The organism is Microcoleus sp. BROC3, from assembly GCF_036702515.1.
Taxonomy (GTDB): domain Bacteria; phylum Cyanobacteriota; class Cyanobacteriia; order Cyanobacteriales; family Microcoleaceae; genus Microcoleus.
Window position 1 is genome coordinate 1 of sequence record NZ_JAUBTQ010000056.1, and the last position, 19,617, is coordinate 19,617.

Genomic DNA, 19,617 nt, shown 5'->3' on the forward strand with positions numbered 1-19,617 from the left:
TAGAGTTGGATTCCTTGACCGGGTAAATTCATATATCTCTTTTTTTGTCAACTTCTAATACTGTACCGACGCTCTAGCTGAGTTCCCGGTGGCTGGGAAAGAGATTGACACATCAAGCCCCAACTTTCGCGATCGGCTTCTTTCCATTTTTGGTTAGACAAAAAATTTCGCAGTTTGGTATAATCTACTCCCCGTGCAGAAATTAGGGTTGGCTCGATATTTGAAGTATTGGAAGTAACAGATAAGGAAAAATTTTCCGCTGAATTGGGTAGGGCATTAGTCGGTAAAATTGGAGAATCAGGAGTTGGTAGCGCGGTGATATTGATTGATTTATCGCTATTATTAAGATCGGGAGCGATGAGCGGCTTTTCGGGCGAAAGCAAATTTTGATGTCGAAGATCTAAAGCTGCTTTGATATCGTCCAAAACTTCCGCAGCAAAACTGTACCGCTGATTGAGATGAGTTTGCAGCAATTTATCTAAAATTTCGCCTAACTCCTCGCTAATACTCGTGGCTTTGGGGAGAAACTCCCGCCACCACCAGCGCTCGTTGTTGCAGTCGTACATATCCAAGGGAGGAACTTGCGTCATCAGGCGAATGCAAGTAACACCTAAACTGTAAAGGTCGCTAGCAGGAAATACTTTGCCGCGCATTTGTTCGGGAGCTACATAATCTTGACTGCCAATGAGCGTTGCTGGACGAAGCATGGCTGAATCAGTCAGCAGTTTGGCAATGCCGAAATCGATCAATACGAGTTTGTTGTCTGATTGGCGGCGGATAATATTTTCGGGTTTGATGTCGCGGTGAATGACGCGCTTGTCGTGGATAAATTGCAGCACCGGCAATAAGTCTTGCAGCAGTTGCCAAATTTGATTTTCATCGTAGAGACTCTTGTCTAATTCTTGTTTAAGAGTCGGCCCGTCTATAAACTCTTGAACTAAATAAATATGACCTTCTTGTTCAAAGCAGGCTAATAATGTGGGGATTTGCGGGTGTTTTCCGAGTTCGTCTAAACGGACGGCTTCTTGCCGAAATAATTCAACGGCTTTGTTGAAAATTTCGGGGTCGCGGTCGTAAAAATAAAATTGCTTGACTGCACAGCGGGGTAGAGATGGGATGTCTTGATCAGTTGCTAGGAAAGTTTTGCCAAATCCGCCTCTACCTAAAAGTTCAATCGGGCGATATCGCTGTCTCAGCAACAGGTTAAAGCCGCAGTTTAAGCAAAATTTTGCGGTGTTGGAGTTTTGAGGATTTTGACATTCGGGGTTGACACAGTAGCTCATATTGATTTTAGATTTTATATTGCGGACAAGACTTTTTTTTAAACGAACCGCGAAGACGCGAAGCTGCGCGAAGGAAGAGGGAAGAGAGAAGAGAGAGAAGAATGATGGTTGATAACTCATGCAGTGTGGGATAAGCTGTCCCGCTTCTTGCGTTGTATTTTTGGGGCGGGCGGGACACCCCACAAGCATTTCATCTGAGATGTTGCACCATTCTCAATAAGGCTTTTAGGGGCGGGCTAGAAGAGCCCACCCTAAAAGAAATTCATTCTTTGTGGAACAGGCATCTTGCCTGTTCTTGAGAAGGGTGTCAGAGGTGAGTTTTATCAAACAGGACTGTAAAATGTAGATGCGCCTGGGCTGATAAGGCTATTTTAATGCGCTGGATCGAATCGGGACGCTGCCAAAGCTGCCGAACCCAGGCCGCATGACTGCTGGGGGCGAGATTATTGCCGATCGCTCACCCCGATCGCGCAGAGCGAAAATTGTGCTAAACTCTTACTGTGCTTGGAATTTGAGGCACAATCGATCTGTCTGGTTCAGGGACGCTCAGAAATATTTCAAAATATTTTTGCCTTACCCCTAGACTTGTGCTGAGATCTGATGCTATAGTTAAAACTGATACGGCGAGCGTAGCCAAGTGGTTAAGGCAGTGGTTTGTGGTACCACCATTCGTGGGTTCAAGTCCCATCGTTCGCCCTTTTGATTCTAAACAGTTTAATTCGATCGCCTCCGGGTGGGCTTCAGCAAACCTTAATCTTTGGGATTTAGCCGTTCTGTCGGTATCATTTGTGTCCACTTAACGTTAAAAGTAGTATAGGTCTGCTGTTTGACAGTTAGGTCTAGATCCCCCCTAACCCCCCTTAATAAGGGGGGGACAAGAGCGTGATCAAAGTCAACCCCTACTCCCCTTATTAAGGGGGATTTAGGGGGATCTAGACTCAGCAAAAAGCCAGATTTATCAGGGGTTGCAGGCTCTGGTTGACACCAATGTGCCGGCACAAGTTCCGATGTGCTAATCTTAAATCCAATCTAAAATCTAAAATCTAAAATCTAAAATCAAAATATGCCATCTTTAGTAACAGAAGATTGGGGATATAAATTTAGTGGCGATCGCACAATTAATAAGTTTATTCGGGATGTAGAAGGGGAAGCAGCTTTAGGGAAATATTGCGATTGGGAATGCAGAGAACGTGCGGAAATTCTGATGTCGGAGATAGCTGGCAAATCCCACAATCTTTTCTACGTCCGTCGCCAAAAGGTAAATGAGAGATTTTCGGAAGAAGAAATCTGGGAATTACTCCTTGCTACGGATGGAGATGATTTTGAATTACCCCAATTGTTGCAAAAAGCCGATCGCACTTTGCGGTTGTTAGCAACTGTACGCTGTGAAGACGGAATTGGCGGTTTAAAACTGCTGGATGCTGGTTTGGTGGCGGTTCCCAGAGGTAGGAAAGATGGGTATGCTTTGCCGGTGCAGTTGCGACTTTTGGCTAACAGTCGGTCGCCAATTCCTGTAAAGTCGATCGCCCGCGTCCAACAAATGCCATTTTGGGACAACAGACACATACCGACTACCGAACAACTAAAAGTTTGGCATACTTTTTTAAATGTGGAAAAACGCATCGCGGAAGCGCGTCAATTTTGCGTACCTTTTCGCGGTCATAATTACGGTTCCGGCTTCAAAATCGTCACTTTTGAAATCGATCGTAATTCCGCAACTCTTGACGGCTACGAGGAAAATTCCTTAGAATTGGGAGACTTTCGCGAAAGGCTAAAAAAGGCGCGAAATGAAGAAATTATTCTGTTTGATTCGCCGCCCGGAAGCAGAAGCAGCCGAGATGGAGAGACATTAGGCAGCATCGCCGAAATAGACTTTGAACATGGTAAATTACGCATTAAGTTAGATGTTGATTTAGGCGATCGCATGGCGGGCGGCAGATATCAACTGCCCAAACAAGGATTCTTATATTTTGATGCGGCGGGCGATATCAGTCAGATCGAACGCAAGAAGAAAGCTTTAAAAATGCTGACAGATGGCCGCGCTCAAAATCCCTATTTGAGTGAGTTTTTATTCGACTCTTCTCAGGCGAGACTGCCGGAAAAACTGATTAAATTGGATCGGGAACACTTATTAAATCGCAATGCTAATGACGACCAACTTGCCGCTGTAGAAACGGTGCTTTCGGCACGGGATTTAATTTTGATTCAAGGCCCGCCGGGAACTGGCAAAACGACTGTGATTGCGGAGATTTGCTATCAAATTGCCCGTCAGGGTGGTAAAACGCTCATTGCTTCGCAAGCAAATTTGGCTGTAGACAATGCTTTGAGTCGGTTAGTTCACAATCCGGCGATTCGGGCTTTGCGAAAGGGAAAAGCTCATAAGGTGCAGGAAGAAGGGCAGCCGTTTTTGGAGGAAAATGCGATCGGCACTTGGCTGCAAAATACGGCGACTGACTGCGAAGAAAAGCTCTCGCAGCGCCTGACTAATGTCAAAGCTTTGGGGCAGTTGGTGGCCGAAGCAGAGCGATTTACCGCCTACTGGGCCGCAGAGAAAGATTTTTTTAATGAACTAAAACACCTGCACGACAGTCAAGCAAATATTGAGGAAAAGTGCAACCAGCAAGGAGCAGCGTATGAAAAGATTTTAACCGAAAAAAGCGAGATTGAATCTCTAGTTACCGGGCTAGGAAATTTGCTGGATGCGCCGAATGTCAACTGGGAATCTCCAGAAGTGGCCGAGTTTATGCCCAGACTAAAACCTTATTCAGAAGGCAATGTTTTAGTAGAAAACTTTATGGCAAATGTTCGCATTGCCACCAGCTATGCTACTCAAATCGGCTTCGATCGCCCTGCTTGCGGCGCGTTTGGGATTGCGGTTTGGTTGCAGGAAACTGTAGCAGCGCAAATATCGGAATTTAAGACGGCATTCGATCGCGCTGATGATGTTTGTCACGCTATGTCGGCGGTTGCGGAGTCGTTGCGGGTGTCGCGGCAGATGTCGGAGGCTGTGAATCAACTCGAATTGGGCGATCGGCAAAATCAGACACACCGCCACAATCTCGAACAGAAAATCAAGAATTTGGAACTGCGAAAAGCCGAAATTGCAGCCGTTGTCGTCGCCGTTGCACAGTGGATCGAGACGGCAGATACGGGACTTTATGAAGTCGTGAAAACTTGCTGGGAAACGGGCGCAATGCTCACGGATGATATGGTAGGATTGCCGCCAGGATTGCTGAAAATTGCCCGATCGCTCAAATTGCCGATCGTGCCGCCCAAATGCAAAATCAATTTGCCCGATTTGGATCGGTTGCAAAAGGCGATATCCCACGAAGAAAGCGCAGGTTTTAAGGACATACAAGGGCAACAGTTCCGGTTTAGCGAGTTTCTGCACTTAAATTTGAGTCAAACGCCGATCGTGCTCTCTGCGGGCGATCGTACACAGTGGCAACAACTCGCCAAAGACTTCGCCAGCTATTCCCAAGTCAGCCAAAGTCAGCGCAAATTTATCATCGAAAAAGCTCGCACTTTCTTAGGTAACATTCAACAGTTTTATAGTGAATCATTGCACCCAAATCATGTCCAGGCTACCTTCGATCGCCTAGTCAAAGAATTGCTGCACAGTATCCTCGCCAATGCGCGTCAGTGCGTGGTTCCCCTAAAAACCGAAACCGAACAGCAGCTTATCAAACAGCAACAATTATTAGATAAAATCGGTCAAACCTTAAACCAGCAGCAAATATCCGCCGCTAAACTTCAGGTAGAAACAGCGCAGCAAGAGGCAAACTTAAAAATTAGCGAAGTTACTAATTTGTTGCAAGCAATTGTCCAACAGCCAAACGTCCCTGAAAAGTTGCGGATTTTATCCGAACAATATCTCGCCCAAAAATCGAATATTTGGGAGCAACCGCAGCAGTTTGTCAAGCAAGTTGAGGCTTGGAAAGCAAGCACGATTCAGCTTGAAAAATCCATTGCCGATCTAGACCCTTTTGGGGTTTTGGAGACCATCAAAAACACTCTTGACGAGCATTTATCCCCGCTGCAAATTGCGGCTGCAACTTCGCAGCAGCAACTCGCCGAACTTCAAACAGAATTGAGCGAAATTACCGCTCAACTGCAACAGCAGCAACCGACAGCAGCATTACTGCTTGAGAGAAAGTGGTGGGAGTCAGCATGGCAAACTATCCCGACTCAATATCAGCCAGAAGTTCCGAATACAGGATTATTCACCGTAGCTTTTTTAAACAAAATTAAGCGTTTATTCAAAACTTGGCAGCGGAAATTAGAACACGAAGAAACAGCCCTAAATCGTTCTCAAACCTTTGTGACAGATTGGATTCAAAAACTTCGCAATCCATCAGAAAAAGACCGCAACGATTTAAAGCAAATTTATATTGACAATGCCAACGTGATCGGCATTACTTGCGTGCAAGCTGCTAGTTTTGATTTTACTAAAAACTTTCCCAGCTTTGATGCAGTCATCATTGACGAAGTTAGCAAATGCACTCCCCCAGAGTTATTAATCCCCGCTTTGAAAGGCAGAAAGTTAGTATTAGTGGGCGATCACCGGCAATTGCCGCCGATGTTTAATCAAAGTACGATCGACGATATTGCCGAAGACATCGGCTGTACCGGAGACGAACTTAGCTTCATAAAAGAATCGCTGTTCAAAGTTTTGTTTGAAAATGCCAGCGACAGCATCAAAAAAATGCTGACAACTCAGTATCGAATGCACCCACAAATCATGGGCGCTATCAATCAGTTTTACCAGCAAAAACTCAACTGTGGCATTCAGGAAGCCGACACCAAACGCGCCCACAACCTCGCAGGTAGAATCATTCAAGAAAATAATCACATTCTGTGGGTGAAAACGCCCATCGGACAAGGATTTGAAGAGGAAAAACAGGGTACTTCGCGGTTGAATGTCAAGGAGATTGATGCGATCGAGCGTTTGTGCGAACAAATGGAGACAGCTTGGCGGCCCAAAGTTGCCGACGGTGAACCACCGAAAGAAATCGGAATTATCACTTTTTATGCTGCTCAATTAAATGCAATTAAAGACAGAATCGAAGGCGAAAGATTCCCTGCTTTGAGCATCCGCACTGGGACGGTTGACATATTTCAAGGCATGGAAAGACCTGTAATTATTGTCAGCACAGTGTGCAATAATGTTAGGGGCGATATTGGATTTGCTAAGGAACCGGAACGGGTGAATGTGGCATTTTCCCGCGCTCAAGAATTGCTGGTAGTTGTCGGCTGCCACGATTTATTTACCCAACAAACAGGTACAGTGGGAAAAATGTATCAGGAAGTTTCAAAAACGGTGCGTCACTGCGGAGGTTTTGTAGATGTTTCTAGCGTCCTCAACTAAACCAATAGACTCGAATTTAAGTTCGCTAGCCGAACAAATTGAGCAACAAAATCCGGGTTTGTCAGTGTTGGCGGCGCGTCAATTCCGCTTTGCAATTCGCCAAACTCCGCTGGAGGTGGCGATTAGCGAACCGCGCGAGTTTAACGTGTTGGAAGAGTTCATTTTGCGGGCGGGTGTTGAGTTTGAACCTGCGCCAACATTGAAGGAATTGGCGGATTTGCTGGGGTTAGACGAGATTTTTGTGAAGACTACGGCGGCGACTCTGGTTAGTTTGGAAAGCTTGGAGGTGGCTGAAAATGGGAAAATTGCGATCGCCCCGCAAGGTAGAGATTTTTTCGAGAAAGGTGCGGTTAGTCGAGCGCAAATTCAATCAATTTATGCCATTTCCGATCCGCTGAATCAAACTCTTACCTTTAAATTCGATGCTTTAGCCGCAGAATCGGTCAACTTACCCGATTTAGCAGATTTAGTATCCCTCGAACATAAAATTACAGACCTTGCGGATTTAAGTATAGCAGAAATCCAGCCGTTAATTCAAGATTCCGGCTTAGGAATTCACGCCCCACAAAACGGCAAAATTGTCTCTGCTTGCGATGTCGTCGGCGACGATTTAGATATTTGGCAAACAGTTTCGATTTTTGTGTTGCTAGATGCGATCGAAAATAAAACTACCCTTCAAGTCAGACAGGGAAAGCAAATATTAGAAACAGCTTCAAACTTGCTAAACGAACTTGAATCCCAGCAAAAACTATCCTTAAATGACTTGTCCAAATTAACCCCCGACATCGCACAGCAAGAATCAGAGACAATCCCCGTCCAGAAAACTCCTAAAAAGCCATCTAAGAAGAAACCCAAGGAAACGATATGATGAGGACTTTAGTCCTGATTAACTTAAAAATTAAAACTATTTAGAAAATTAGGATTGTACCGATTGACAATATACCGCGATTTCGGTATAATTAATATTTATTTGCAATCGCGCTGAGAATTTGTTTGTGTCTGCCAAAGATACCTTCCACGACTCCGTAAAACGGGCACTTCAAAAAGAACAGTGGGTGATTACTGCCGATCCACTAAAGTTTAAGTTTGGCAATGTTAACTTTCAGGTCGATTTGGGAGCAGAAAGGCTAGTCGCAGCGGAGCGAGGTGGGGAGAAAATTGCAGTCGAAATCAAAAGCTTCCTCAATTCCTCTGCGATTACAGACTTTTATGCTGCATTGGGGCAATTTCTCAGTTATCGGCTGGCATTGGCATCGGTTGAACCTAATCGCAAATTGTACTTGGCAGTACCAGTTGAAGTGTATAGAACATTTTTCCAGTATGAGTTTACTCAAACTGCGGTACAACAGTATCAGGTGTTGCTAATCGTATACGATCCAACAAATGAGGTAATTGTGCAATGGACAAACTAGCTCAATATCGTCAATACGTTCTGACATTAATCACCCGTTATGCCGAAGATGATGTTTCCGATGAGGAAGTCGAAGTGCAACTCATCTGCGACACAGAACGAGATCATTATCAGTGGATGAATGTCGGCTGGGAACACTTAACCCGGATTTATCGAAGCATCATTCACATTGACATCAAAGATGGAAAAATCTGGCTTCAGCAAAATTTAACAGACCAAAATCCTGCGGAGGAATTAGTTGCAATGGGAGTACCGAGAGAGGATATTATTTTGGGATTGCAACCCCCCTACAAACGGCCATATACTGATTATGGTGTAGCGTAAAATGTCCAGCTCAAAAAACAAAATACTCAGATTCCCAACTTCTTGAAGAAGTCGGGGATCTAATTCGTCCTACTGAGCCTTAACGCATTTCAGCATCCGCAAAGTAGCAGCCGCGTAATTCCGCTTTGCAGAATCATTCGGAGCAAACCATCGCCAATTTCGTTAAGAGCAGAAGCAACAGAACAATAAGAAGACATTTGAGCAAAAATAGAAGCAGCCCAATAATTCTGAGTGTCTGAAAAAGTTTTAGACGGCTCTTTAGCAACTAAATCCCGGTTAATTCCCCGGGCAGAGAAACCAAATTCCGCCGCTCGACGGAGCACCGCCATCAATTCAGCGCGAGTGACGGACTGCGTAGGTTTAAAAGTTCCATCTTGATAACTGCTAACTATCTTGTTTTCCCGCGCAAATAGAACTTTTCAGGCACTCCAGCCGACAATATCAACATCGCTATAGGGAGGGACGGATAGAAACATTGCTAGGAAATGTGATATAGCATCTTGTATTCCTTTCCAGGATTCCAATACTAAAGATACCAATTGCTCTCTGGTAACAGCAAGTTGCAGTCGAAAGGTATTATTTTGAGAAAACCGGGCTACAAATCCAAAGCCCACAGCTTCTTTAATTTCGGAAGCGTAGATATCATCGGTAGCTATCTCCGAGTTGTAGAAAAGCCAGTATTGCCTACGGTATTGGTATTTCCTGCGGTATTGGCTGCGGTATTGGTATTTCCTGCGGTATTGGCTGCGGTGATGGCTGCGGTATTGGCTGCGGTAATGGCTGAGGTATTGGTATTGGTATTGGCTGCGGTATTGCTTCGGTATTGCCTCCGGTATTGCCTCCGGTATTGCCAATTTCTCCCGGTGCGGATTGATTGGTAGTGAAATAAAAGTGGCCTAATGTGCGGCCTTGGTAAGCTCTTTTACTCAAGCGCCAAGCAGGATCGAGACTGATTTTCATGAAGTCGTTAACATCGCCATTTGTGCGGCCGATAATCACCGATTTACCTTGGTAATCTACCGGAGTTCCAATTAGTAGAACATTGCCATCAACAGTTTCCAAAGTTAGGGTGTATTTTAAGGCTAAATCGGTGCCTGCCATGCGAATTGAAAAGCCGTTGCTGTCAGTTGCGCGGCCACAAATACCGGTGAAATCAAAAGTAACTAATAAGGGATCGACTTTCACGGGATTAGAGCCACTTTCGCTCCAGCATTGTCGCTTGTCAGATACTTGTTCTACAATTAACAATTGGTAGCCGCCGGAAGGGCGGGGTTGGGCGATGACAATTACTCGGTCTTGGTTAATGTCGGTTTCGTCAAAAGTAAATGCTTTAGCCGTACCGATCGCGCCAAGTGTTAAAATTGCTGAACCTGCCAGTGCCACCACTGTTCGTACAAGTGAATGTTTCATGATTTTTCCCTATTGGCCCCTTATTGTGATGAGACTTATCTAGAATATAAAAAGTCGCCCTCTTCAGACAACAAGATAGAATTTTAGCATCTCTTGTTCCGGTGGTACCAAGTGCGATCGATCGGCGATCGTCACATTGGTTCGTAGTGAAAACTCAAGTCCGAGCGAATTTTATGAGGACTTGAGTCCTCCCTAAAAAGTTATAACCGTTATTTTAGCGAGAAACTTGATAAGCTGTTCGACCTCTAAATTGTATTTTCCGGGCGGGCGGGACGCCCACTTGCCAAGAATTTAAGGGAAGTTGACAGTAAAATTTAGATGGGCCTGGGCTTATTACTTGCGGGAAACGATCGCACTATTGGGCAAAAAAACGGTGCGTTACACTCTTGTTAACGCACCCTAAAACAAACATTCAAAAAGTGTCTTTGCCCTCTAGCGGAACATACTGCTAACAGAACTATCTTCGTGAATCCGCCAAATAGTTTCTCCGAGCAAATTGGCTACCGAAAGCACCGTCAACTGCTCAAAACGGTTCTCTTCCGGCACAGGAATTGTATTCGTAACAATTACCTCTTCCAAAACCCCGCTAGACAAACGCTCGATCGCCGGAGGCGAAAACACCGCATGAGTAGCACAAGCATAAACCTGCCTCGCACCCTCGCGGCGCAACAATCTCGCGCCCTCAGAAATCGTGCCGGCAGTATCGATCATGTCGTCCACTAACACGGCTGTTTTACCCCTGACATCACCGATAAGATTCATCACTTCTGCCACGTTGTGAGCTTGGCGGCGCTTGTCAATAATTGCCAGGGGAGCATCGCCAAGCTTTTTGGCAAAAGCTCTCGCCCTAGCGACTCCGCCAACATCCGGCGAAACCACAACAATATCCGTCAATTGCTTGCTCGCCAGATAATCCAATAGCACCGGCGAACCGTAAACGTGATCGAAAGGAATGTCAAAATAACCTTGAATCTGAGCCGAGTGCAAATCCATCGCCAAAATGCGACCGGCCCCAGCTTGAGTAATCAAATTAGCCACTAATTTTGCAGTAATCGACTCTCTTCCGGCCGTTTTGCGATCGGCCCTAGCATATCCGTAATAGGGAATGACGGCAGTAATTTGTCTAGCCGAAGCGCGGCGACAAGCATCGATCATAATTAACAATTCCATGAGGCGATCGTTTACCGGACAGCAAGTTGGCTGAATCAAGTAAACATCGCAACCCCGAATCGATTCTTGAATTTGAACGTAGAGTTCCCCATCAGCAAACCGCTTGCGAACCATCGGCCCCAAATCGATCCCCAGATAGCGAGCCACCTCTTGGGCGAGGGGAACATTAGCAGAACCGGAGAACAGCCGCAGACGGTCGTGAGCGGAAATCGGCGGCTCGGGAAGCGGAAGCGGTAAAGTAGCAGAACGGATCACAGCAGGCCTCTTGCAGGACGTTTATTCCACCGCTATCTTACCATCTGAAACTAGAAATATTCAGCCAATTTTTTGAGAGATTTAACTTTTGGGGCGGTCACAAGTGTTAAGTTAGGCCGATTGAATAGGACTTGCAGAAATATGTCCGATCGAGCAGGTTTCTCGCCCGCATTCTGCACCCTCAACCCTCACAATCGGTTTTTACTTATTTTTATCCAGCAATAAGCTATAAATTATACTTTGATACCGTACATTAACGGACGAAACACTTTTTAAAGGCATAATTTATTACTGTAAAGCCCACATTCGGCACCCTCAAGGGTCACTATCGGTTTTTACTTATTTTTGTCCCGCAATAAACTATAAATTAGACTGATCTACCGTATATTAACGGGCAAAAACTTTTTAACGGCATAATTTATTACTTTAAAAATAGTGTTGTCTGCGTAATTATGCTGAGTGACACCCCAGGGTGCGGAATCTGGGTTAAAGATAGAGTTTTCTGCGTAATTATGATGTGTGACACCCCAGGATGCGGAATCTGGGTTCTCGCGAAATCTGTACAGGCAGAAGTACGATCGCACTTCTGCCCCTGCGTCTAAAAGTTCTGGCGTGAGTCACTTTGGGGCTGAGGCTGCAAGTGCAGCCGCCCAAATTCAGTCGAAAGCCGAAGGCATCCGGGTTCAATGCGATAAAAATGCCACCAACAGGCAATAAACTTGAAAAATACTGTAAAAAAAGTTAAGAATCGGAAGCATACTCCAGATTTTTGATATCGGCCAAAGCAAGGTAGAAATCGATGAGCTTAAGAGAACGCATTGACGCAGAAATCAAAGCAGCCATGAAGTCCAAGGACAAAGTTCGCTTGGAAACAGTTCGCGGCATCAAGAAATTTATTCTCGAAAAAGAAGTCAGCCTCCGTCCTTCCGGCCAAGACACGCTGACAGAAGCTCAAGAAATGGAAATTTTGATGCAAATAGCCAAACAGCGCCGGGATTCGATCGAACAATACCGCAAAGGTGGCCGCGAAGATTTAGTCGCACAAGAGGAGGCGGAGTTAGCAATTGTTGAAGAGTATTTGCCACCGCAGATGTCAGACGAAGAGGTGAGTCAAGTCGTTGACGAAGTGATTGCTTCGGTTGGCGCTACTTCTGCAAAAGATATGGGCAAGGTGATGGGCAAGGCAATGCAGCAGCTTAAAGGCAAAGCAGACGGTAACAGAATTCAAGACATGGTGAAAGCAAAGCTTAACACCTAGTTAGCTCAAACTCAAATCTTGCAGCATTTGCGATCGGCATTTCAGGGGCGGGCTATTCGCGCCACAAGAATATTGAACTTTGAACCCAACAGGCATCCGGGCTGTTGCTCAAAGTTGCTCAAACAGTCCAGGACTCATCAACACTAAAGAAACCGGGTTTTCGATCGGATCTGCAGGTTGCAACCTCTGTATTTTCGTGAAAAAACCCGGTTTCTCACCATCATGGCGTCCAAGAATGTCAAAAAAATGTAAAATACTAACTTTGGTCGGGACTGGGGACTACAGAGAGTGAAGTCTGCTCAAGAGCATTAAAGACCTAGCATTACTAAGTCTGCGAGCGATCGTCTATTTTTTAACAGTTTCTACTTAAACTTATGCAGCCACCTATTGCTATTGGAACTCTCCTACAAAACCGCTACCGCTTGGTGAATATTTTAGGTCAAGGAGGATTTGGCCGGACTTATTTAGTAGAAGATTTGGGGCGGTTTCAAGAACGCTGCGCCCTGAAGGAATTGATTCCGGTGCAAAGCGGGCCTTACGTTTTGGAAAAATCGAAGGAATTGTTTCAAAGAGAGGCGGCAATACTTTACCAAATTGGGCACCCACAAATTCCCCAGTTTCGGGCAATATTTGAAGAGAACCAGCGTTTGTTTTTAGTGCAGGATTACGTGGAAGGCATGACTTACCGCGAACTGTTGCTCGATCGAACTTCAAATGGTCGCACCTTCACCGAAGCCGAAGTCTTGGTATTTATCCGGCAAATGCTGCCGGTACTGGCTCACATCCACGCCCGCGGCATCATCCACCGCGACATCTCCCCAGAAAATATCATCTGCAGGGAAAACGATCGAATGCCAGTGCTGATTGACTTTGGAGTGGTGAAGGAACTCGCCACCAAAGTCCAGTCTCCCGAAGGAACAGCCCACGCGACAACTGTCGGCAAAATCGGCTACGCACCGATGGAACAGTTGCAAAGCGGGCGGGCAACTGCCAGCAGCGACCTCTACGCTTTAGCCGTAACGGCGATCGTCCTGCTGACAGGCAAAGAACCGCAGGAATTGCTCGATCAAACAACGCTGCAATGGAATTGGCAGCAGCGAGTGCAGGTGAGCACGGGTTTGGCTTTGGTGCTGAATCGGATGTTGAGCCGGTCTCCACGCGATCGATATCAATCTGTCAGCGAAGTCGCCCAAGCACTCGACGGCCAAACTAATCCTAAGCCTAACCCGCCAACTGTACCGCCCGCGCCAGCAGCGGTGCCGACAAACCCTTCGCTAATAGCAACGGTGGCCGTGGGCCGGCCGCCGGAGCCAGCCGCCCAGAGTTCCCACCCGCAAAACCAGCCAGACCCGTTAATTGAGCCTGCTGGCGGCTCTTTTTGGGACAATCCCATTGCTGCGATCGGTCTGCTGGCGGGCTTAGTAATCTTGACGGGCTTCGGTTCCTGGGCTTTAGTCGGCTCATTTCTCAACAATTCGCGCCCCAAACCCACTCCGACACCGCCATCACTTACAAGTCCGACGCCGACACTAACTCCGGTACCAAACCCGCTACCTTTGCCAACCCCAACCCCGCAACCTTTGCCAACCCCAACCCCGCAACCTTTGCCGGAACCAAGCCCAGAACCTTTGCCGGAACCAAGCCCAGAACCTTTGCCGGAACCGAGCCCAGAACCTTTGCCGGAACCGAGCCCAGAACCTTTGCCGGAACCGAGCCCAGAACCTTTGCCGGAACCGAGCCCAGCACCAACTCCGACACCAACTCCGACACCAAAACCGACGCCCGCGCCGACTCCAGCGCCCAAACCGACGCCCGCGCCGACTCCAGCGCCCAAACCGACGCCCAAACCGACGCCCAAACCGACGCCCGCACCAACTCCCGCGCCAACTCCCGCACCAACACCGGAACCTGCCCCAACTCCCGCCCCGTCGCCGGAACCGGAACCAACTCCCGCCCCGTCACCGGAACCGGAACCAACACCAGCGCCGTCACCGGAACCGGAACCGGAACCCGCGCCGTCGCCGGAACCAGCACCAACACCCGCACCATCGCCGGAACTCTAAACTTCTGGCAAAATTCCCCTAGACTGATGTTGAGGCCAATTACTTGTTAGCTATTTGCCAATGAACTCGCTGCTAATTGCTGGAACTGATACCGACGCGGGCAAAACTGTTTTGACCAGCGCTCTGGCTGCTTATTGGCAAATGTATTTTCCCGATCGCAGTTTGGGAATTATGAAGCTGTTGCAAACGGGAACGGGCGATCGCGAACTCTACACCCGTTTGTTTTCCCTCGACCAATCCCCCGAAGAACTCAATCCGCTGCACTTTGATGCGCCTCTAGCACCGCCGATTGCTGCGGAACGGGAGGGGAGACATATCGAACTCGAAAAGGTCTGGACGGCTTGGCAAAGCCTCTCGGAGCGCAAGGATTTTGTGTTGGTGGAAGCTTTGGGAGGACTCGGTTCGCCTGTAACGTGGGAACTGACGGTGGCCGATATTGCCAGGGATTGGCGGCTGAGAGGGGTTTTGGTAGTACCTGTGAGGTTGGGGGCGATCGGGCAAGCTGTGGCGAATGTTGCTCTCGCCAGACACACTGGTTTTAAGCTGAGAGGAATTGTGCTTAATTGCGTTAAAGCTTATTCCGAACAAGAAATTGCCGATCGAGCGCCCGTTGATTTGATCCAGTCGCTGACTCAAATACCTGTCTTGGGTATTTTGCCGCATTTAGATGACCCGACTGACCTTGCTAAATTAGCTAAAGCAGCTTCAGATTTAGATTTAGAGCGGTTGCTACCTGGGGTTAATTTAGTTCCTCAGACTTCTAAATAACCCTATTCTAAACACCTCTGTTTCTCGTTCTTCTCTTCCTCTGCGTACTCTGCACCCTCTGCGGTTCATTTAAAAAAATATCCGGCACAACTCAGATAGGATTGAAGAAGATTTTATTTTAACCGCAGAGACCGCAGAGACCGCAGAGACAGAGCAGAGAGAGTTTCACAACTTATTCTGGCTTGCTATAATGAGTGATTACCATTTATTAAGTGATTAAAGAGCAAAGTTAATCAAAAAAAAGGAGAAGAAAACATGGTTTCTACTTTACCGAATTTAACCTCTGTGGATTTATCTCAATTGCGGCTGGAGATTAGAAATTTGCAGCCTCAGCTAGTCGAATGGCGTCGCCTTTTGCACCAAAAACCGGAGTTGAGTTTTGATGAAAATTTAACGGCGCAGTTTGTCTCGCAAAAGTTGCAGGAATGGGGCATAGATCATGAAACTAATATTGCTAAAACTGGTATTGTCGCAACTATAGACAGCGGCAAGCCGGGGCGGGTTTTGGCAATTCGCGCGGATATGGATGCTTTGCCTATTCAAGAAGAAAATGAGGTGGATTATCGATCGCAGCATGATGGAATTATGCACGCTTGCGGCCACGACGGCCACACTGCGATCGCCCTCGGTACTGTCTGTTATCTCGCAAAGCACAAACACAGCTTTTCGGGTAAAGTAAAATTTATCTTTCAGCCCGCCGAAGAAGGCCCAGGGGGCGCAAAACCGATGATTGAAGCGGGAGTTTTGAAGAATCCTGATGTTGATGCGATCGTCGGCTTGCATTTGTGGAACAATCTGCCTTTAGGCACTGTAGGCGTCCGCAGCGGCCCGCTGATGGCTGCTGTCGAAGTTTTTGACTGCACGATTTTTGGCAAAGGTGGACACGGCGCAATGCCACATCAGACTGTGGACTCGATCGTAGTTACAGCCCAAATTGTCAGCGCCTTGCAGGCAATTGTCGCGCGGAACATTGACCCGATCGACTCAGCGGTAGTAACTGTTGGCAAATTCCACGCAGGCCACACCCACAACGTCATTGCCGACACCGCTCAAATCGGTGGCACGGTGCGCTATTTCAATCCAGCATATCAAGGTTATTTTGGACAGCGAATCGAGCAAGTAATTGCCGGAATTTGTCAGAGTCACGGGGCAAATTACCAATTTGATTATTGTGCGCTTTATCCGCCAGTTATTAATGATTCGAGAATAGCTGAATTGGTGCGCGGCGTGGCAGAATCAGTTGTCGAAACTCCTGCAGGAATCGTTCCCGAATGCCAAACAATGGGCGGCGAGGATATGTCGTTCTTTTTGCAAGAAGTGCCAGGTTGCTATTTCTTTTTGGGTTCAGCAAATCCAGAGAAAAACTTAGCTTACCCGCACCATCACCCGCGTTTTGATTTTGATGAAACTGCCCTGGGGATGGGTGTAGAAATGTTTCTGCGGTGTGTCGAAAATTTTTGTGCGGTGTAAATCAGGCTTTCAGGGGCGGGCTAGAAGCCTACCCCACAAGAAAATTTAGTTTTTCTAGAACCAGCAAATTCATGTCTTGTGGAACAGGCATCTTGCCTGTTCCTGAGAATGGTACGGGCGGGCTAGAAGCCTACCCCACAAGAAAATTTAGTTTTTCTAGAACCAGCAAATTCATGTCTTGTGGAACAGGCATCTTGCCTGTTCCTGAGAATGGTACGGGCAGGCAGGGTGCCCACCCCACAAGAAAATTTAGTTTTTGTGGAACAAGCAAATTCATGTCTTGTGGAACAGGCATCTTGCCTGTTCCTGAGAATGGTGGAACATCTCAGATATTACCGAGTTTGAAAAATATTCTGCACCATTTTCTTATCTACACTCGCCGCCGCCTGATCCAATTCGGCAATCTCCCCGGAGTCTAACTCCCAGCCCAAAGCACCAATATTATCCCTCGCCTGTACGGCAGATTTCGCCCCCGGAATCGGAATAGTTTCTTTGCAGATACACCAGTTAATTGCTACCTGCGAAACACTCTTGTTTCTGAAGGCCGCTATTTCTCGCAAACACTCCAAAAGCGATCGCATTCCCGGAAGTAGCTGCTTGCACGCCAAACCTCGGATACCTTTAGGAAACGAGCCGTTTTCAGAGTATTTACCCGTCAGCAACCCCAAGGCTAGAGGACTGTAAGCAATCATTTTAATCCCCAATTCATCGCAAACATCTTTTAATCCGAGTTCTGTTACCGGATAGGTGGAAAGTAGGGAATATTGCACTTGTAAAGTAACAATAGGAATTTGGCGATCGCTAAATCTTTGATGCACCCATTTCAGCCGTTTCGGCCCGTAATTAGACAAGCCCACTCCCTTGACCAATCCTTGATCGTAAAGGTCAGCCAAACCGTCTAAAAGAGCGCTTTCTTGCCAAGGAGCGTAATTAGCTGTAGACCAGTGCATTTGCACCAAATCTACATTTTTTCCGAGGCGCGCCGCAGAGGCTTTGCAAGCCGATATCATTGATTGTCGCGTCAGCCTCCAAGGATAAGCAGCCAGTTTTGTCGCAATACAAATACTGTCTTTATTTGCACCTTGATATTGTTGAGAAAACTGCCCCAAAAGCTGTTCGCTGCGTCCGTTTAATTTCCCAGTTCCGTAAGAGTCGCCGGTATCGAATAAAGTGACACCGCTGCTGACGCAAAGATTGAACGCGGCTTGCAATTCCTCGTCCATACTTTCATTGTAGCCCCAGAGGAATCTGTTGCCCCAGGCCCAAGTGCCACAGCCCATTTTTGGCAGTAAAATTTTTTGGTTAGTTTGCATTTTTATTGATGATTAATGATTGCTCTCGCGGTAAGGTGCGCTGTGCGAACCCTACTTTTTAATTCTTTTACGTGGTTGGTGATGGCGAAGGTTGGCTGTTTTTGGTAGGTTGCTCCGGCTTAGCTTTGGGGTCTGTTTTGGGTGGCGCAGGTGGAGGGAAAGTCGCCGCACGTCTGGGTATTTGTAGCGCTGTTCGGAATGCAGAAGACGGGAAGAAATCGCTAAATTGAGAAAGTCGAACTGCGATGGGTTCTGGTGCAGATTCCCACAAGCTTTCGTAGTAGAAGAAAGCGACGCCTAAGCCGTATCCTTGGACTGCTTGCACCTGAGATTTAATTTGCTCAATCGGTACGGGGTTATTTCTCAAACCTGTCATAATCCCAACTCCGGTGGGAATTTTTTGCTGTGCTTCTTGCATTTCTGGACGGTTAATTTTGTCCACAAATGATTCTATATTGGGACGGTAGACTTGCACGATTAGCTCGTCGGCAATATCCAAACGCACCCAAGCCAGCCAATCTTGCAGGTGATGTTTGTAAGCAAACTCGTAGTAATTGGGAGAAATCGAGAAAATGGCATTGGGTTTGACTGCTTTGACGGCTTGATTTAGCTGCGACATAAAAGCGGTAATTTTATTGGCTCGCCACTGCACCCAGGCTGGATTTTGAAAATCTTTTGGCGGCGCTTTTTTTGTTTCTTTGATATACAAAGCAACTGTGTAGTCATCGTAGCCAAATTCCGACGGCAAACTCATGTGATCGTCAAATTGTATGCCGTCTGCGTTATATTGAGTGGTAATTTCTAGTACGAGTTCGGTAATGAATTGCTGCACTTCTGGATGAAAGGGATTGAGCCAGACTACTTCGCCGCCGGCATCGTTTGATGTTTGGCTGCCGTCCTGTTTTTGTGTCAGCCACTCGGGATGAAGTGTGGCTAATTCTGATGTGGGAGGAGCCATGAAACCAAACTCAAACCAAGGAATTACTAGCAGGCCTTGGCGGTGAGCTTTTTCAATTAAATCTGCGAGCATATCTTGTCCTTCTAACCCTCTATAAACAAAGGGTTGAATGTCTCTTTGCTGGGCTACATAGCTGGGATACATTGCATAGCCAGAATTCCAGGCTACAGGATAAATTGTGTTGAAATTTAACCGCTTTAATTGGCTGACAGCATCTCCTAGTTTGCGACGATCTCTGAGGATGTCTTTGTCGTTTGTCGTCATCCAAACGCCGCGAATTTCCTGGCGGGGTTGCTGGGCGATCGCCGGAATCAAGTTGTTCGCCAGCAATACTATAATCAATGAGAGGGCAAACAGAAGCGGGAAAAGAGTTTTCATCGATCGCTGCCAACTGCGCGGAATGATGCGTAATGTCATAGTTTTGAATGGTGAGTTAGCTGTAGAAACACACCCCGGCATAATTTGGTGATAAAATTTGCTCGCTCTACAGTCTACAACCATTGGCGCTGAATGTGGAATCGGTTAAGTGCAATCGGTGGATTGATGTTATGCGATCGCAACTGAGC

Annotated in this window: 15 protein-coding genes and 1 tRNA gene; 10 read left to right on the forward strand and 6 right to left on the reverse strand. The window is 46.8% G+C overall.

The genetic code is table 11. From position 1 onward, the window contains the following. Window positions 1-47 precede the first annotated feature (47 nt). The gene (locus tag QUB30_RS26965) at window positions 48-1,283 is read right to left on the reverse strand and encodes a protein kinase domain-containing protein (RefSeq protein ID WP_333339954.1); all 1,236 of its coding nucleotides are present in this window, start codon (window positions 1,281-1,283) and stop codon (window positions 48-50) included. A 623-nt stretch (window positions 1,284-1,906) separates the two neighbouring features. Between QUB30_RS26965 and QUB30_RS26970 the strand changes: the two genes are divergently transcribed. The 5 genes from QUB30_RS26970 to QUB30_RS26990 all read left to right on the forward strand — a co-directional run bounded on the left by QUB30_RS26970 (window position 1,907) and on the right by QUB30_RS26990 (window position 8,386). Next, window positions 1,907-1,979: transfer RNA gene (locus QUB30_RS26970), tRNA-His, on the forward strand. Between the two features lie 367 nt (window positions 1,980-2,346). Beyond that, window positions 2,347-6,651: an AAA domain-containing protein gene (locus QUB30_RS26975; RefSeq protein ID WP_333339957.1), complete on the forward strand. Its 4,305-nt coding sequence runs from the start codon at window positions 2,347-2,349 to the stop codon at window positions 6,649-6,651. Next, complete coding sequence (locus QUB30_RS26980; RefSeq protein ID WP_333339960.1) at window positions 6,629-7,519, forward strand: hypothetical protein; 891 nt, start codon at window positions 6,629-6,631, stop codon at window positions 7,517-7,519. Before QUB30_RS26975 ends, QUB30_RS26980 begins: the two co-directional genes overlap by 23 nt. 127 nt (window positions 7,520-7,646) lie before the next feature. Continuing rightward, entirely contained in the window at window positions 7,647-8,063 is a 417-nt protein-coding gene (locus tag QUB30_RS26985) for a XisH family protein (RefSeq protein WP_333339961.1), read from the forward strand. Further along, the gene (locus QUB30_RS26990; RefSeq protein ID WP_333339964.1) at window positions 8,051-8,386 is read left to right on the forward strand and encodes a XisI protein; all 336 of its coding nucleotides are present in this window, start codon (window positions 8,051-8,053) and stop codon (window positions 8,384-8,386) included. Before QUB30_RS26985 ends, QUB30_RS26990 begins: the two co-directional genes overlap by 13 nt. An 89-nt stretch (window positions 8,387-8,475) precedes the next feature. Here QUB30_RS26990 and QUB30_RS26995 read toward each other — a convergent pair whose 3' ends face one another. From QUB30_RS26995 to QUB30_RS27005, 3 genes are all read right to left on the reverse strand, one after another. Then, complete coding sequence (locus QUB30_RS26995) at window positions 8,476-8,778, reverse strand: S-layer homology domain-containing protein (protein WP_333340035.1); 303 nt, start codon at window positions 8,776-8,778, stop codon at window positions 8,476-8,478. Between the two features lie 292 nt (window positions 8,779-9,070). After that, window positions 9,071-9,796, reverse strand: a complete 726-nt coding sequence (locus QUB30_RS27000; RefSeq protein WP_333339967.1) for a DUF3747 domain-containing protein — start codon at window positions 9,794-9,796, stop codon at window positions 9,071-9,073. Between the two features lie 432 nt (window positions 9,797-10,228). Next, window positions 10,229-11,221 carry a ribose-phosphate pyrophosphokinase gene (locus QUB30_RS27005; RefSeq protein WP_333339970.1) on the reverse strand — a complete coding sequence of 331 codons (993 nt, stop codon included), beginning with the start codon at window positions 11,219-11,221 and terminating at the stop codon, window positions 10,229-10,231. A gap of 519 nt (window positions 11,222-11,740) precedes the next feature. Between QUB30_RS27005 and QUB30_RS27010 the strand changes: the two genes are divergently transcribed. From QUB30_RS27010 to QUB30_RS27030, 5 genes are all read left to right on the forward strand, one after another. Beyond that, a complete protein-coding gene (locus QUB30_RS27010; protein ID WP_333339973.1) occupies window positions 11,741-11,938 on the forward strand; it encodes a hypothetical protein in 198 nt (65 codons plus the stop codon). 82 nt (window positions 11,939-12,020) lie between these two features. Then, on the forward strand, window positions 12,021-12,479 hold the full coding sequence (locus tag QUB30_RS27015; RefSeq protein WP_333339974.1) for a GatB/YqeY domain-containing protein: 459 nt from the start codon (window positions 12,021-12,023) through the stop codon (window positions 12,477-12,479). A 374-nt stretch (window positions 12,480-12,853) separates the two neighbouring features. Continuing rightward, entirely contained in the window at window positions 12,854-14,542 is a 1,689-nt protein-coding gene (locus tag QUB30_RS27020) for a serine/threonine-protein kinase (RefSeq protein WP_333339977.1), read from the forward strand. A 60-nt stretch (window positions 14,543-14,602) separates the two neighbouring features. Continuing rightward, a complete protein-coding gene (gene bioD / locus QUB30_RS27025; protein WP_333339979.1) occupies window positions 14,603-15,310 on the forward strand; it encodes a dethiobiotin synthase in 708 nt (235 codons plus the stop codon). Window positions 15,311-15,565: 255 nt separating this feature from the next. Then, window positions 15,566-16,780, forward strand: coding sequence for a M20 family metallopeptidase (locus QUB30_RS27030; protein ID WP_333339981.1), 1,215 nt, complete (start codon window positions 15,566-15,568; stop codon window positions 16,778-16,780). Window positions 16,781-17,112: 332 nt separating this feature from the next. On the opposite strand, the gene QUB30_RS27035 is transcribed toward QUB30_RS27030, so the two are convergent. Further along, window positions 17,113-18,093, reverse strand: coding sequence for an aldo/keto reductase (locus tag QUB30_RS27035; RefSeq protein ID WP_333339984.1), 981 nt, complete (start codon window positions 18,091-18,093; stop codon window positions 17,113-17,115). Between the two features lie 67 nt (window positions 18,094-18,160). Next, entirely contained in the window at window positions 18,161-19,552 is a 1,392-nt protein-coding gene (locus tag QUB30_RS27040) for a glycoside hydrolase family 10 protein (protein WP_333339987.1), read from the reverse strand. Window positions 19,553-19,617 lie beyond the last annotated feature (65 nt).

What these genes read in the sequence shown, in the direction of transcription:
- QUB30_RS26965 (WP_333339954.1), bottom strand. Translation starts at nt 1,283, where the DNA reads ATGAGCTACTGTGTCAACCCCGAATGTCAAAATCCTCAAAACTCCAAC.
- QUB30_RS26975 (WP_333339957.1), top strand. Translation starts at nt 2,347, where the DNA reads ATGCCATCTTTAGTAACAGAAGATTGGGGATATAAATTTAGTGGCGAT.
- QUB30_RS26980 (WP_333339960.1), top strand. Translation starts at nt 6,629, where the DNA reads ATGTTTCTAGCGTCCTCAACTAAACCAATAGACTCGAATTTAAGTTCG.
- QUB30_RS26990 (WP_333339964.1), top strand. Translation starts at nt 8,051, where the DNA reads ATGGACAAACTAGCTCAATATCGTCAATACGTTCTGACATTAATCACC.
- QUB30_RS27000 (WP_333339967.1), bottom strand. Translation starts at nt 9,796, where the DNA reads ATGAAACATTCACTTGTACGAACAGTGGTGGCACTGGCAGGTTCAGCA.
- QUB30_RS27015 (WP_333339974.1), top strand. Translation starts at nt 12,021, where the DNA reads ATGAGCTTAAGAGAACGCATTGACGCAGAAATCAAAGCAGCCATGAAG.
- QUB30_RS27020 (WP_333339977.1), top strand. Translation starts at nt 12,854, where the DNA reads ATGCAGCCACCTATTGCTATTGGAACTCTCCTACAAAACCGCTACCGC.
- bioD (WP_333339979.1), top strand. Translation starts at nt 14,603, where the DNA reads ATGAACTCGCTGCTAATTGCTGGAACTGATACCGACGCGGGCAAAACT.
- QUB30_RS27030 (WP_333339981.1), top strand. Translation starts at nt 15,566, where the DNA reads ATGGTTTCTACTTTACCGAATTTAACCTCTGTGGATTTATCTCAATTG.
- QUB30_RS27035 (WP_333339984.1), bottom strand. Translation starts at nt 18,093, where the DNA reads ATGCAAACTAACCAAAAAATTTTACTGCCAAAAATGGGCTGTGGCACT.
- QUB30_RS27040 (WP_333339987.1), bottom strand. Translation starts at nt 19,552, where the DNA reads ATGGTTGTAGACTGTAGAGCGAGCAAATTTTATCACCAAATTATGCCG.